Origin of the sequence: Cryobacterium frigoriphilum (assembly GCF_004403305.1) — a bacterium.
Taxonomy (GTDB): Bacteria; Actinomycetota; Actinomycetes; order Actinomycetales; family Microbacteriaceae; genus Cryobacterium; species Cryobacterium frigoriphilum.
Map to the genome: position 1 here is coordinate 135,923 of NZ_SOHE01000053.1, position 14,082 is coordinate 150,004.

General features: G+C 67.8%; 13 protein-coding genes. All 13 read right to left on the reverse strand.

Translation table 11 applies throughout. The annotated features are described in order from the left end of the window. Positions 1-22: 22 nt before the first annotated feature. The 13 genes from E3T55_RS12450 to E3T55_RS12510 all read right to left on the reverse strand — a co-directional run bounded on the left by E3T55_RS12450 (position 23) and on the right by E3T55_RS12510 (position 13,924). Positions 23-268 (reverse strand): YlxR family protein, encoded by a 246-nt coding sequence (locus E3T55_RS12450; protein WP_134519883.1) that lies wholly within the window; start codon positions 266-268, stop codon positions 23-25. An 8-nt stretch (positions 269-276) separates the two neighbouring features. After that, entirely contained in the window at positions 277-1,302 is a 1,026-nt protein-coding gene (gene nusA, locus E3T55_RS12455) for a transcription termination factor NusA (RefSeq protein ID WP_134519884.1), read from the reverse strand. Between the two features lie 179 nt (positions 1,303-1,481). Beyond that, entirely contained in the window at positions 1,482-3,245 is a 1,764-nt protein-coding gene (locus tag E3T55_RS12460) for a proline--tRNA ligase (RefSeq protein WP_134519885.1), read from the reverse strand. A 155-nt stretch (positions 3,246-3,400) separates the two neighbouring features. Further along, the gene (ispG, locus tag E3T55_RS12465) at positions 3,401-4,555 is read right to left on the reverse strand and encodes a flavodoxin-dependent (E)-4-hydroxy-3-methylbut-2-enyl-diphosphate synthase (protein WP_174775467.1); all 1,155 of its coding nucleotides are present in this window, start codon (positions 4,553-4,555) and stop codon (positions 3,401-3,403) included. Positions 4,556-4,564: 9 nt separating this feature from the next. Beyond that, the gene (locus E3T55_RS12470) at positions 4,565-5,638 is read right to left on the reverse strand and encodes an alpha/beta fold hydrolase (RefSeq protein WP_134519887.1); all 1,074 of its coding nucleotides are present in this window, start codon (positions 5,636-5,638) and stop codon (positions 4,565-4,567) included. A gap of 50 nt (positions 5,639-5,688) precedes the next feature. Beyond that, a complete protein-coding gene (locus E3T55_RS12475; protein WP_134519888.1) occupies positions 5,689-6,645 on the reverse strand; it encodes an alpha/beta fold hydrolase in 957 nt (318 codons plus the stop codon). Beyond that, positions 6,642-7,337: a TetR/AcrR family transcriptional regulator gene (locus E3T55_RS12480; RefSeq protein ID WP_134519889.1), complete on the reverse strand. Its 696-nt coding sequence runs from the start codon at positions 7,335-7,337 to the stop codon at positions 6,642-6,644. Before E3T55_RS12480 ends, E3T55_RS12475 begins: the two co-directional genes overlap by 4 nt. After that, positions 7,334-8,983: a class I adenylate-forming enzyme family protein gene (locus tag E3T55_RS12485; RefSeq protein WP_134519890.1), complete on the reverse strand. Its 1,650-nt coding sequence runs from the start codon at positions 8,981-8,983 to the stop codon at positions 7,334-7,336. Before E3T55_RS12485 ends, E3T55_RS12480 begins: the two co-directional genes overlap by 4 nt. Further along, complete coding sequence (locus tag E3T55_RS12490; RefSeq protein WP_134520045.1) at positions 8,980-10,101, reverse strand: branched-chain amino acid ABC transporter permease; 1,122 nt, start codon at positions 10,099-10,101, stop codon at positions 8,980-8,982. Before E3T55_RS12490 ends, E3T55_RS12485 begins: the two co-directional genes overlap by 4 nt. A gap of 11 nt (positions 10,102-10,112) precedes the next feature. After that, entirely contained in the window at positions 10,113-10,997 is an 885-nt protein-coding gene (locus E3T55_RS12495; RefSeq protein ID WP_134519891.1) for a branched-chain amino acid ABC transporter permease, read from the reverse strand. Continuing rightward, entirely contained in the window at positions 10,994-11,797 is an 804-nt protein-coding gene (locus E3T55_RS12500) for an ABC transporter ATP-binding protein (protein ID WP_134519892.1), read from the reverse strand. Before E3T55_RS12500 ends, E3T55_RS12495 begins: the two co-directional genes overlap by 4 nt. Next, on the reverse strand, positions 11,794-12,660 hold the full coding sequence (locus E3T55_RS12505) for an ATP-binding cassette domain-containing protein (protein ID WP_134519893.1): 867 nt from the start codon (positions 12,658-12,660) through the stop codon (positions 11,794-11,796). The genes E3T55_RS12500 and E3T55_RS12505 overlap by 4 nt, the downstream gene beginning before the upstream one ends. Positions 12,661-12,709: 49 nt before the next feature. Next, positions 12,710-13,924: a substrate-binding domain-containing protein gene (locus tag E3T55_RS12510; protein WP_134519894.1), complete on the reverse strand. Its 1,215-nt coding sequence runs from the start codon at positions 13,922-13,924 to the stop codon at positions 12,710-12,712. Between the last annotated feature and the right edge of the window lie 158 nt (positions 13,925-14,082).

The following is a 14,082-nucleotide window of genomic DNA, read 5'->3' on the forward strand; positions in this document are numbered from 1 at the left end:
CGAGCCGCTCATTAGTTATCCATTAGCCATTCAGCCTGTTCTCTAGTTGTCTCGCGTCCAGCAAGCCGGTCACGCGAAGGGCACGCCCAAAAGCGCGGCGCTTCAGTGCCTCCTGGAAGCACGAAGCGGTCGGATGCAGCCACGCACCTCTACCGGGGAGTGTGGCGGTGTCATCCACCACGAGTTCCGATTTTCCGGCTACCACCCTGAGAAGGGAAGACCGTGCAGCGCGCGAACGGCACCCAATGCACGTTCTAACGGGATCCATCGTACCCCCTATTCGACATCCTCCAGAATGCTGTCCGGCTGAATGTCGATTTTCGCCCCCGTGAGCTTGGCGGCGAGGCGGGCGTTTTGGCCCTCCTTGCCGATCGCGAGGGACAGCTGATAGTCGGGCACGAGGGCCCGAACGGCCTTGATCGACTCGTCGATGATGTACGCACTGGTCACCTTGGCCGGCGACAGCGCACTCGCCACAAACGTGGCCAGGTCGGGCGAGAAGTCGACGATGTCGATCTTCTCGTTGTTCAGTTCGACGGTCACCGCGCGCACGCGCTGGCCGAGTTCACCGATGCAGGCACCCTTGGCGTTGACCCCGGGTTCGGTGGCGCGCACGGCGATCTTGGTGCGGTGGCCGGCCTCGCGGGCGAGCGACACGATCTCGACGACGCCACTGGCGATCTCGGGCACCTCGAGGGCGAAGAGCTTGCGCACGAGCGACGGGTGCGTGCGCGAGACCGTGATCTGCGGTCCCTTGAGCCCGCGGCCGACGGCCGTCACGAATACCCGGATGCGGGCGCCGTGCACGTACTTCTCGGTCGGTACCTGTTCCTCGGGCGGCATGATCGCCTCGATCGTGCCGAGGTCGACGTGGATCATGCGGGGGTTGGGCCCCTGCTGGATGATGCCGGCGACGATGTCGCCCTCACGGCCCTTGAACTCGCCGAGAACGGCGTCGTCGGCCAGGTCGCGCAGACGCTGGTTGATGACCTGCTTCGCCGCAAAGGCCGCGATGCGCCCGAAATCGGTGGGGTTGTCAACGGCTTCACCGATGACGTTGCCCTCATCGTCGTGTTCGGGGATGAAAATGTCCACGTGACCGGTCTTGCGGTCGAGTACGACTCGCGCGCCGGGTACGTCGTCGGTGGCCTGCGTGGGCGGTTCACCGTGCTTGGAGACTTCCTGGGTGCTGTGCTTGATGTAGGCGGTCAGAATCGCCTGTTCGATGATTTGCACGAGTTCCTCGAAGGGAATCTCTTTCTCGCGCTCCATAAGCCGCAAAACACTGAGGTCGATGTCCATGGCCGGCCTCCTCTATTCAGATCTTGCCGCCGCGAAACTGTGCAGCGGGCTTCCCACTACGCTACCCGAATCTGCGGGCCTGCGTCACCGCCCGGCACGCGCTGCGGCGCTGTTCGCGGGCACAGCGAAGCGACGGATGACCCCACTCGATCTGGGGGCATCCGTCGCATCCGTCGGCATCAGGAAAAGTGTGCGGCGACCTCTTCGATCGCTATCTGCTCGCGTTCGCCGCTGCGACGATCCCACAGCTCGACGATGCCGTCGGCCGCGCCGCGGCCGACGATCACGATCTTGGGCACACCGATAAGTTCGGCGTCACCGAACTTGATGCCGGGCGACACCTTGCGGCGGTCGTCGTAGAGCACCTCACGGCCGGTCGCCTCGAGGGCTGCGACAACGGTCTCCGAGGCTTCGAAGACGACCTCGTCACGGCCGGTGGCGATCACGTGCACATCGAACGGCGTCACGGATTCGGGCCAGATCAGGCCCTTCGCGTCGTTGTTCAGCTCGGCGATGACCGCGAGAATACGGGTGACGCCAATACCGTACGAGCCCATCGTGACGGTGACGAGCTTGCCGTTTTCGTCGAGCACCTTGAGGCCCAGCAGCTCGGCGTACTTGCGGCCCAGCTGGAAGACGTGGCCGATTTCCATGCCGCGGATCAGTTCGACCGGGCCGGAGCCGTCGGGCGCCGGGTCGCCGGCGCGCACGTCGGAGGCTTCGACGGTCTGATCGATCGCGAAGTCACGGCCGGCGATGAGGCCGAAGACGTGGCGGCCGTTCTCGTTGGCGCCGGTGATCCACTCGGTACCGGCGACGACGCGCGGGTCGACGAAGAAGCGGATGCCGGTGGTCCCCTTGTCGCCGAGCACCGCGCCCTCCGCCGTCCACGGACCGATGTAGCCCTTGACCAGTGCCGGATAGCGCAGAAAGTCGGTCTCGTTGGCCGCTTCGACCTCGGCCGGGCCAAACGCCACCTCGACGCGCTTGAGGTCGACGTCGCGGTCTCCCGGAACGGCGATCGCGATGATCTCGCGGGTACCGTCGGGGAACATCAGCGCGAGCACGACGTTCTTCAGGGTGTCGGCGGCGGTCCAGGCTACGCCGGAGGCGCGTGGGTGCGCCGCGTTGGCGGCGTCGACGAGGGTCTGGATGGTGGGAGTGTCGGGGGTGTCGTAGACCACGGGGGCCGCGGCAGCTGTGAAGTCGATCTCGGCGGGCACGAGAGTCGTGAACGCTTCGACGTTGGCCGCGTAGCCGCCGGCCGAACGCACGAAGGTGTCCTCACCGACCGCGGTCGGGTGCAGAAATTCCTCGCTCTTCGAGCCGCCCATGGCGCCGGCGTCCGCTTTCACGATCGCGTACTCGAGGCCGAAGCGGGTGAAGATGCGCTCGTAGGCGTCGCGCTGGTTCTGGTAGCTCGCGTCGAGGCCGGCGTCGGTGTGGTCGAAGGAGTAGGCATCCTTCATGGTGAATTCGCGGCCGCGCAGCAGGCCGCCGCGCGAGCGTGCCTCGTCGCGGTACTTGTCCTGGATCTGGTAGATCGCCAGCGGCAGATCTTTATAGCTGCTGTAGAGGTCTTTCACGAGCAGGGTGAAGACCTCCTCGTGCGTGGGCGCGAGCAGCATGTCGGAGCCTTTGCGGTCTTTCAGACGAAAAATACCATCGCCGTACTCGTCCCAGCGGCCGGTTGTCTCGTAGGGTTCGCGGGGCAGCAGCGCGGGAAAATGCACCTCGTGTGCGCCGGCGGCGGCCATCTCCTCGCGGATGATCTTCTCGACCTTGGCCTTGACCCGCAGGCCCAGCGGCAGCCACGCGAAGATGCCAGGGGCCTGACGCCGGATGTAGCCCGCACGCACGAGCAGGCGGTGGCTGGTCACCTCCGCGTCGGAAGGATCTTCACGAAGGGTACGGAGGAAGTAGTTAGAGAGACGTGTAGGCACTGACCTACCTTACGCGTGTCGCGCAGCCCGCGCGCGCGGAGCCCACTTCACCCGCAGTTTGCGCGTGACCGTGCCCGAAACGGGTGACCGCTACGGTAATTACGGTAGCGGCCACCCGTTTCGGGCGCGGCCATGGTCGACTAATGCGACCGGTGCTAGTTCGAGCCAACGGAGACGGTGGGGGCGCCCAGCTCGGCAGCGGGCATCTCGGCGGCGAGGCGGTTGGCCTCCTCGATCAGGGTCTTGACGATATCGGCCTCCGGCACGGTCTTGATGACCTCGCCGCGCACGAAGATCTGACCCTTGCCGTTACCGCTCGCGACGCCCAGGTCGGCCTCGCGGGCCTCGCCCGGTCCGTTGACGACGCAGCCCATGACGGCGACCCGCAGCGGCACGGTCATTCCCTCGAGCCCGTCGGTGACGTCGTTGGCGAGCTTGTAGACATCCACCTGGGCCCGGCCACAGCTCGGGCAGGAGACGATCTCGAGCTTGCGCTCGCGCAGGTTCAGCGACTGCAGGATCTGCAGGCCGACCTTGATCTCCTCGACCGGCGGTGCGCTCAGCGACACCCGGATGGTGTCGCCGATGCCCTCACCGAGCAGGATCCCGAACGCCGTGGCGCTCTTGATGGTGCCCTGGAAGCTCGGCCCGGCCTCGGTCACGCCGAGGTGCAGCGGCCAGTCGCCGCGTTCGGCCAGCAGCCGGTAGGCCTTGACCATCACGACCGGGTCGTTGTGCTTGACCGAGATCTTGAAGTCGTGAAAGTCGTGCTCTTCGAACAGGCTCGCCTCCCAGATGGCGCTCTCTACGAGCGCCTCCGGGGTGGCCTTGCCGTACTTCGCCATGATGCTCGGTTCGAGCGATCCGGCGTTGACGCCGATGCGCAGGCTCGTGCCCGCGGCCTTCGCCGCGGCCGCGATCTTGCCGATCTGGTCGTCGAACTTGCGGATGTTGCCGGGGTTGACGCGCACAGCGGCGCAACCGGCGTCGATGGCCGCGAAGACATAGTTGGGCTGAAAGTGAATGTCCGCGATGACCGGAATCTGGCTCTTCTTCGCGATGATCGAGAGCACTTCGGCGTCGTCACGGGTGGGCACGGCGACGCGCACGATGTCGCATCCGCTCGCCGTGAGCTCGGCGATCTGCTGGAGCGTCGCGTTGATGTTGGTGGTCGGGGTCGTGGTCATCGACTGCACGCTCACTTGCGCGCCGCCTCCGACCAGGACCTTGCCGACCTTGATCTGACGGGATTTACGTCTGGGAGCGAGTACCTCGGGTACTTTCGGCATCCCTATATTGATAGCAGCCACCCGTGTAGCTTACGCGCCGCCGATGGCTCGCAGCTGGGTGAGCAGCGCCGTGAGGAACACCGCCGGGTGTTCCAGGTGCGGGGAGTGCCCGCAGTCCGTCAGTTCGAGCTCGGTCACGGCGCCCCCGGCCGCCCGGTAGGCGGCGAGCACGGCGCGAATCTGGCGAATCATCGGCTGGGGCGGGGCAACGTCGATGCCGGGCCAGCCCGGAATCACGCCGAGCTGCCCGAGGTAGTTCAGGTCAAAGAGCGAGGAATCGGACACGATGACATCGTCGGTGCCGTGCAGCCACAGCACCGGCGGCTTCTGCGGCAGGTCGACGATCGCGCTGGTATTGAAATACTGCGGCGCCATCGTGTTCAGCACCCCCTGGGTGCCGGGCGCGAAACCGGGCCAGTTCGGCGAGGCCGTGGAGTCGCCGGGGTAATTGCCGACGCCGGTCGCGGTGGACAGCATCGACTGCACCCAGATCGGTTCCTGGTCGGAGGCAAACGGCGGTTTGACGTACGCCGTGCGGTACACGCTCAACGGTGACGCAGCCGCGTCGGCGCTCGTGTCGCGCGCGAGCAGCCGGGCGACGAAGTCCGGGTTCACTCCCCCGCCGCCGGTCCCCGCGTCGTCATCGGTGAGTCGCGTACCGTCGTCGCCACTCGTGCCGCCGAAGCCGAAGGGCGACACCGGAGCAACGAGCGTCGCGGATGCCACGAGACCCGGCCGGTCGAGCAGCAGGCGCATCAGCACGCCGCCGCCCATGCTCCAGCCGACGACGTGCGCGCTGGCGATGCCCAGGGCGTCGAGCACCGATGCGACGTCATCGGAGAAGTCGGCCAGCCCCCGCGTCGCGTCGACGGGCAGGATCTCGCTGGCCCCGAAGCCACGCAGGTCGATGGCGACGGCCCGCCATTCGGGCGGCAGCGCCAGCATGATCGGCTGCCAGAACAGCGACGAGGACACGTTGCCGTGGATGAACACGACGACCCCACCCGCGGCGCCGTCGGCGGCGGGGCGTTCCAGCACTCCGGCCTGCAGGCGGGGAGTGTGCACGCTGCTCTGGGTGATGCCCTGAAAGATGGTGTCGGTCATGATGGGGTCCTCTCTGACTCCGGGTACGAATGACGGGGCTGACGACGGGGCTAGTGGCTGGGTGCGGTGCCGACGGGTGCGGTTCGGGCTGGTTCGGTTCGGTCTGGTGCGGTGATGACGGATGCGACGCGTTCGGCTCCGTGGGCCGACATCACGATCGTGTAGTGGTTGACGTCGTCGATCTCGTGCACGCGCAGTGCGGGGAGCCGCTCGCGCACGGCGGCGACCACGCTTGGATCGTACAGCGCGGCGGGCTCGTTCAGCAGCCCCCGCGGTGCTCGCAGAAAGTCGATCGGAGCGGTGACCGAGGCCAGGGCCTCCGCGTACCCGTCGGCGCCGTCGAGCTGCAGCACGTTTTCCCCGACGGCCTCCAGGCGCGTCGAGGGACGCAGCGCGAACGGGGCGCCGTCAAGGTCGTAGCGGGCGAAGTCGGCGACCCCCGGCGACCAGTCATCGGCGAACGCCGGATGCCGCCGCCAGAATTCGGTGTAGTCCGCGCTGTTCGCGAAGGTTGTGGACAGGCGTGCCGCGGCCGGACCGAGCATGCTGATCGGTTCGACTCCGGGCTGGCGGGCAATCGGCAGACCGCCGTCGACGAGCACGAGCGAATCGACCCGGTCGGGAAAACGGTGTGCCAGCCAGACCGCGACGAAGGCCCCCATCGAGTGACCGACGACGATGACGCGTTCCACGCCGAGCCCGTCGAGCACGGCAACCATGTCGTCGGCCTGCGCGCGCAGCGCGTATGGGCCGGGCAGGCTGTTGCTGCGGGCCCGACCCCGCAGGTCGGGAGCGATCACCCGGTGGCCCGGCAACGCCGTGGCGAGCCAGGAAAAGCTTCGGTGCGAGGCGGTGATTCCGTGGATCGTGAGCACCGCAACCGGCCGGCCACTCTCAGCGGGCGGTCGGCTGACCGGCCGCCCCCGCCACTGCCCGCCGAAAAGCTGGCCGCCGCTGACCGCGACCTGAAAGGCCCGATAGTCGGCCGACTCCGCCGCGCCGCTCATTCGGAGCCCCGAGCGGTCAGCGGATGGGCCTGCAGCTCCGCGGTGGAGGGAACCCCGAGCGCACCCTCGATGAAGCGCATCATCTGCTCGAATACGTGCTCGGGAACCGCCCGGGTTCCGCTCGCAAATGGATCGGCAGAGGCGGCATCATCGGTGCCGGGGTCGGTCTCGTCCCCCCACAGCACCCAGCGCATGCCGATCATCTCGCCGACACCCATGAGCGCCCACGCGGCGACGGTGGGGTCGATGTCCCCGATCTCACCGGCCTCACCCGCGGCCCGGAGACCGGAGATGTACCCCTCGACGATTCGCGTGTAGTGCAGCCGCAGCGCCCCGGGGGACACGAACTCGGCCTCCCGCACGATTCGGTAGAGCGCCGGATGATCGGCCGTGAACTGGAAGAACGCCCGAAAGCCGGCCCGCTCGGAATCGATACGGTTTTCGGTCGCCGCCGACGCGGCGCTCATCGCCTGGCGAACGCGATGGTTGAGGTCTTCGACGAGTTCGTTGAAGATCTCCAGCTTCGAATCGAAATAGAGGTAGAAGGTGCCCTGACCCACCCCGGCCGACTCCGTGAGACGGGACACGGAGGCCTCGGCGTATCCGAGGCGGGAGAAGACGTCTTCCGCCGCCTCGAGCAGTCGACGCTTGGTCTCGGCCCCGCGCGCGGTGCGCGGCTGCCCGGCGCTCACGATGCGCTCCCGGTTCCGGTCGACACGGCACTGCCGGAAACCGGGCTGCCCGAAACGGATGCGCGCTGCCAGCGTGCCAGCAGCTCCCGCCGCTGGACCTTTCCGCTGTGGGACCGCGGCAATTCCGGCAGAAAGCGCACGAAGGCCGGAACCTTGAACCGCGCCAGTTCGGCGCGGGTGTGGGCCAGGATCTGCTGCTCGTCGATCGCCTGCTGCTCGGCCGGGTGGCCCGGCCGCAGCACGACGAAGGCGACCCCCACCTCGCCCCAGCGATCATCGGGGACGCCGATCACGGCCACGTCGGCCACAGCAGCATGTTCGAACACAACGTTCTCCACTTCAGCGGGCGCGATGCTTTCGCCACCCGAGGTATAGATTTCGGAAATACGATCCACGATCGCGTAGTACCCGCGGTCGTCGCGACGCACCAGATCACCGGTGTGCAGCCATCCGTCACGCAGCGCCGCCGCGGTCTCGGCCGGGGCCCGAAAGTATCCGGAGAACACATTCGGACCGCGCACCAGGAGTTCGCCGAAACCGGCCCCGGTGAGATGCTCACCGGTCAGGGGGTCGGCGACCGCGACCTGCACGTGCGGGTATGGTTTGCCAGCGTAGCCGACCATGCTGCGGGCGTCTTCGTCGGGCAGATAGAGCACGTTCGGCGAGGCCTCCGTCAGCCCGTAGCCCTGGGTCAGGGCCACACCGCGGGCATGCCAGGTGCGCAACAGCGGCGCCGGCATCGGAGCCCCGCCCACGAGGGCATGCTTCAGGCTCGAGAGGTCTGCCCCGGCAAACAGCGGATGCTGCGCCAGAAACAGGTAGTTCGCCGGAACGCCCATCATGGTGCTGATTCGTCGATCCTGAATGAGCTGCAGCACCCGACCGGGGTCGAAGGTGCGCTCGAGCACGACCGTCGCGCCGACGTTCCAGGCCAGCAGCGGCTGAATGTTCCAGCCGCCGACGTGGTACTGCGGCATGACCGACAGCACAACGTCGGCGCTCGTGAGTTCGACCATGGCAGCAAGGGAGAGGTTCGTCCAGAAGCAGTTCGCGTGCGTGAGCACGACTCCCTTGGGCTGCCCGAGGGTGCCGGAGGTGAAAACGAGCAGCAGGGCGTCGTCGTCCTGCACCGAGCGCGCCCGCCCGACGTGACCCGGTTCGTCGGTGGCGTCGGCACGCCGGGGTGCCGGTACGCGCGACTCGACGCCGCGGGCTCCGAGCATCGTACGCGGCAGCGTGCTCGGCAGCGCAGTCGGCAGCGCAGCCGCCGCGAGGCGTGCCGTCGCGTCGCCGGCGAGGGTCTCACACTCGTCCTCGACCAGCAGCAGCGTCGGATCGGCGACGGCGAGCTGGGTCGCCAGTTCCCGTGGGGAGAGCCGCCAGGACAGCGGAACGAGCACCAGTCCGGCACGCGCGCAGGCGAAAAACACCACGACGTGGTCGGAGCTGTTGCCGGTGAGGGTTGCGACCCGGTCGCCCACCACGTAGCCGGCGGCCCGGAATGCGTCGGCGAGGGCGCTGCTGCGCTCATCGAGGTCACGGTAGCTCAGCACGACCCCGCGGTCGTCGACGGCGATTCGATCGGCACTGGCCCTGGCCCGGTCGCGCACCCAGCCGCCGATCGTGTGCAGCCCTGACTCGTTCACCGTGTCGTCCCCTCGGCCGCAATCGTGCGCGCCCGCCGCGGGCCGCGGGGGGTGCGGTGCTCGCCGAGCTTGGCCAGGCCGGCGAGTCCGCCCGGCAGAAACAGCACCACCAGAATGAACAGGGTGCCGAGCAGAAACAGGGGCTGCGACAGCGGGATGCGCAACACGTCCGGCAGTCCCGCGATCAAGTCCGACCCGGCCAGAGCCGTCAGACGCTGGTCGAGCAGCGTATAGACGACGGCGCCGAGCACGGCGCCCCAGCGCAGCCCGACCCCGCCGAGCACGACGATGACCAGCAGCGTCAGGGTGAAGTCGGGCGTCGCGACCCGCGGCGAGACGCCGCTCTGCAGCAGCAGAAACGCCGCCCCGGCGAGCGCCGCGAGCGCGCCGGCGATGCTGAAGACAAGCAGCCGCACCCCGTACGGGCGGATACCGATGACTCGCACCCGCAGGTCGTTTTCGCGGGTCGCGGCCACGACGTGACCGGCCCGGGAGCGTTCCACCCAGAGCACCACGAGGTAGACGACGACGAGCACCCCGAGCGCCAGCCAGTACAGGTTGCGGGTGTTCAACACGCCGACGAAGAAGCTCGGCACGTTGGTGACGTCGAGGGACAGGCCCTCCTCACCGCCGGTCAGGCCCTCGGGGTTGCGACGCACCACGACCGACCCGGCCTGCGCGAAGGCAAGCGTGACCATCGCGAACGAGATGCCGGTGACCCGCAGACTCAGCGACCCGACGACCGCGGCGAGCACGAAGCCGAGCACGACCGTGATGACCACCGCCACGAGGAACGTGGCTCCCGGCGACAACCAGTCGGGCGAAAAGCGACGCAGCACGATTCCGAGTCCGTAGGCTCCGGCCGCGAAGAACAGCGCGTGGCCGAAGGACAGCATGCCGGCCAGGCCGAACAACAGGTGATAGCTCAGCGCGAGCGCCGCGATCAGCATCGCGTAGGCCAGCAGCTGCAGCGTTCCCGGGGTGTAGGTCGGGCCGGGAAAAACGCCGGGGATCGAAATGTTCAGCAGCGGAAGCAGCGCCAGCAGGGCGACGAGCGCTCCCCCGGCGGCTATTTTGATGATGAGTCTGCGCTGCCCGCTCAGGCCCTGCCCTCTCATACCGTGCTCCGTCATGCCGTGCTCCCTTTCGCTCCGAGCAGTCCACGCGGCCGAACCAGCAGCACCGCGGCGAGGGCGAGCACGACGGCGAGGTCGCCGGTGCCGCCGAGGTAGAAGTTCGCGAACTGTTGCAGAACGGCCACGAGAACGGATGCGATGGCCGCGCCGCCGAGGGATCCCAGCCCGCCGATGACGGTCACGATGAACGCGAAGATCAGCAGCGAGCTGCCGATATGGGCCGAGACGTAGCCGTAGTAGATCGACGCGAGCACCCCGCCGAGTCCGGCCGCGGCACCGCCGATCGCGAAGACCACGGTGAAGGCCCGGCGCACGTCGATACCGAGCGCGGTGACCATGGTGCGGTTTTCGACTCCGGCCCGAATGATCAGACCGTAACGGGTGAAGCGCAGAAACCCGACGATCGTGACGAGTACGAGTACGGCGAGGGCGATGAGCAGAAACCTGTTATTAGGAATGCGCGCGCCGAGGATCTCGGTGGTCTGCGCCAGCCAGGCCGGGCTCGTGACGTAGGTCGGATCGGTGCCCCAGATGCCCTCGAACAGGGCCACGGTGGCCAGGGCGAGTCCCACGGTCACGAGCACCTGTTCGATGTGACGGTTGTAGAGGCGCCGAATCAGAAAGAATTCGGTCGCAGCCGCGGCGAGCGCCCCGACGAGGGCACCCACGAGCATCGCGGCGACGAGCGCCCACCAGGAGCCGTCGCTCAGCCTGCGTGACACCTCCCAGCCGATGAAAGCCCCGACGGTGAGAAAGGAGCCGTGGGCGAAGTTGAGCACGCCCATCAGCCCGTAGATGAGTGAGAGTCCCGATGCCACGAGAAAGTACAGGGCGCCGAGGCCCAGGCCAGTGACGAGCAAGAGTACGAGGGTGCTCATGCCGGCACCGCCGCATCCGTCGTCGTGTCGGCGGGGTCGGCCCCGCTGTGCACGCCGAGGTAGCGCTGGATCAGCTCCGGGTCGTCGAGCAGGTCGGCGGCGTCACCGGTGAAGACGACGCGCCCGCCGGAGAGCACGACGACCCGGTCGGCCAGGCGGCGGATCACCTGCAGGTTTTGTTCCACGAGCAGGATCGGCACCGTGGCCGCCGCGGCCAGCAGCGCCTCGGTGACCTCGCCGACGATCTTCGGCGACAGTCCCTTCGTCGGTTCGTCGACGAGCAGCAGCCGGTTGGTGTTCAGCAGGGCGCGTGCGAGGGACACCATCTGCTGCTGTCCGCCCGACAGGGTGCCGGCGAGCTGGGCCCGGCGCTGCACGAGGTCGGGAAAGAGCGCCTCGACGAGAGCTCGGTTGGGGTGCGCGTCGCGCTCGGCGAGCCGGAGGTTTTCCGTCACCGTGAGCTTCGCGAATACCTCCCGGTCTTCGGGCACGTACCCCACACCCCGCTGCACGATGCGGTGCGTCGGCAGGCGATCGACGCGGGAACCGGCAAAGGTCACCTCGCCGGTGCGCTCGATGAGGCCCAGAATCGATCTGATGGTGCTGGTCTTGCCGACGCCGTTGCGACCGAGCAGGGCGGTGACGCCGGTGCCCGGCACGTCAAAGGACACGTCTTCGACGACCTGCTGGCCGGCGATACGGCCGTACAGGTTCCGAACGCGCAGTATGGGTTCGGTGCGGGCGGGTTCGGTGCGTATCGATTCGGTGCGTGGCGATTCGGTGCGTATCGGGTCGGTCATGCCGCTCCTCCGAGGTAGGCGGACTGCACCGTGGGGTTACCCATCACGGCGTCGGGGGTGTCGCAGGCGAGCAGTTCGCCGTGGTGCATGACGGCGACGCGGTCGACCAGGCCGAGCACCACTTCCATGTGGTGCTCGACCATGAGCACGGTGCGGCCGCCGTGGTGCAGCTGACGGATCACCTCCATGAGGCCGGGCACATCGCCCGACCCGACCCCCGCCATGGGTTCGTCGAGCAGGATGACCTCAGGATCCATGGCCATCAGCATCGCGATCTCCAGTTTGCGTTTGTCGCCGTGCGAGAGACCGCCCGCGATGCTGCGGCGGTGGGCGCCGAGGCCCACCTCTGCCAGGCGTTGCTCGGCGAGTCGGGTGGCGGCATCCCGCGCTCGGGGAAACTTGCCCAGGGCGGTCGCTCCGCCCGCCTTGGTCTGGGCCGCGAGGCGCACGTTCTCGGTCGCGGTGAGGCCGGCGAACAGGCTCGAGGTTTGAAAGGTACGGCCGAGGCCGGCCCGCGCCCTGGCGTGAATGGGTTCCCGGGTGATGGTGCGGCCGTTCAGCCGCACCACCCCCGCGGTTGCGAACAGCACGCCGGAGATCACGTTGAACAGGGTCGTCTTGCCGGCCCCGTTCGGGCCGATCACCCCGAGCATCTCGCCCTTCGGAATCGCCAGCGACACATCGTTCAGGATGCGGGCACCGCCGATCTGCAGAGTGACGTGCTCGATGCTGAGCACCGGCTGGGCACCGGGCACCGGCTGGGCACTGAGCACCGGCTGGGCACTGAGCACCGGCTGGGCACTGGGTACCGGCTGGGCACTGAGCAGCTGCTGAACACTGTGCAGCGGCGGTTGGTCGCTCATCGGCGTCTCCTGATCGTCTCTTGTGGTCTCTGCGCGGACTGCCGGCCGGCTACTTGGCGGCGATCACGGGAGCGACGGTCTTCGCATCGACGGTTTCGACGAGGCTCGGCGTCCACGTTCCGTCGGCTCCCTGGCTCAGGGCCGCCTGGAACATCGGCTGCAGAACGGCGTGGTCTTCGGCCCGAATGGTGATCGATCCCTTGACCGAGTCGAAGGTGTAGCCCTCGAGGGACTCGATCATCGTGCCAACGTCGTCACCGCCGCCCTCGCGCACGGCCTGCACGATCATCTGGGCGGCCACGAAGCCGTCGGGCGAGAACAAGTCGGCCTCGGAGTCGTTGGCCTCGAGGTAGCTGATCATGGCCGCGCTCTCGTCGTTGTCGGTCGCCGCGGCGAAGTAGTGCGAGAGAAAGCTGATTTTGTCGCTCGCTTCGCCGTAAGCGCCGTAGGTCGACACGTCTCCGAGCCCGGTCACGACCGGAACGTCATCGAAGACCCCCTGCTGCTGAAGCGCAGTCCACATCGCGCCCGTGGAGGCACCGGCCCAGGCCACGAAGATCAGGTCGGGATCGGCGTCGAGCAGCTGCTGGGCGAAGGGGGTGAACTCGGTGGCGTCCTCGGCCACCAGCACGCCGTCGACCGTGGCGCCCTTGGCCCCGAGCACCGCCTGCACTCCGGCGAGGTTGCCCTGGCCGAAGGCGTTGTCCTGCGCGAAAACGACGATCTTCTTGCCGCTCGGGTCGCCGATGAAGGTTCCGGCGGTCGCGACGTCTTCGTAGGTCTGCCGCCCGGAGCGGAAGGTGTTCTGGTTGATGCCGGTGATGGCGTCGGCGGCGGCCGGGCCCGAGATGTAGAGGATGTCGTTTTGCGCGGCCTGCTCTGCCAGCGAGAGCGCTATGCCGGATGCGACGGTGCCGGCCAGGATCTTGTATCCCTGGCCGATGAGGTCCTTGGCCTGAGACACGGCCGTGTCGGGGTTGCCCTGGTCATCCTTCCAGGTGATCTCGAGTTCGCGGCCGTCGACGGCACCGGTGCCGTCGGTCGCGTAGTCGAGGCCGGCTTCGAATCCGGCCGTGTATGCGGCCCCATAGGCGGCAAGCGGTCCGGTCGCGGAGGTGATCATGCCTACCTGCACGGCGGGCTGTGCGGCCGCGTCGACGTCAGCGGCCGCGCCGGGGGCGGCGACGCTCGGTGCACAGCCGACGAGGGCGAGTGCGGTGATGGCGACGAGCGCCGGGGTCAGGAACAGCTTTGTTACCCTCATGAAGTTTGCCTTTCGGGGCAGGAGAAATGACGAGTGGTGACGAGTGGAGGTGGTGCGCTGTGGGACAGACACTGAACCAAACCTGACAGGTGGTTCATGTGTCATGAAGCTAGTGTGAGAGAGGCGCTATTGTCAAGAAGTAGCCCAGACAAAGGAGT

Coding starts and splice junctions, on each gene's coding strand:
- E3T55_RS12450 (WP_134519883.1), bottom strand. CDS start 268: ATGGATCCCGTTAGAACGTGCATTGGGTGCCGTTCGCGCGCTGCACGG.
- nusA (WP_134519884.1), bottom strand. CDS start 1,302: ATGGACATCGACCTCAGTGTTTTGCGGCTTATGGAGCGCGAGAAAGAG.
- E3T55_RS12470 (WP_134519887.1), bottom strand. CDS start 5,638: ATGACCGACACCATCTTTCAGGGCATCACCCAGAGCAGCGTGCACACT.
- E3T55_RS12475 (WP_134519888.1), bottom strand. CDS start 6,645: ATGAGCGGCGCGGCGGAGTCGGCCGACTATCGGGCCTTTCAGGTCGCG.
- E3T55_RS12490 (WP_134520045.1), bottom strand. CDS start 10,101: ATGAGAGGGCAGGGCCTGAGCGGGCAGCGCAGACTCATCATCAAAATA.
- E3T55_RS12495 (WP_134519891.1), bottom strand. CDS start 10,997: ATGAGCACCCTCGTACTCTTGCTCGTCACTGGCCTGGGCCTCGGCGCC.
- E3T55_RS12500 (WP_134519892.1), bottom strand. CDS start 11,797: ATGACCGACCCGATACGCACCGAATCGCCACGCACCGAATCGATACGC.
- E3T55_RS12505 (WP_134519893.1), bottom strand. CDS start 12,660: ATGAGCGACCAACCGCCGCTGCACAGTGTTCAGCAGCTGCTCAGTGCC.
- E3T55_RS12510 (WP_134519894.1), bottom strand. CDS start 13,924: ATGAGGGTAACAAAGCTGTTCCTGACCCCGGCGCTCGTCGCCATCACC.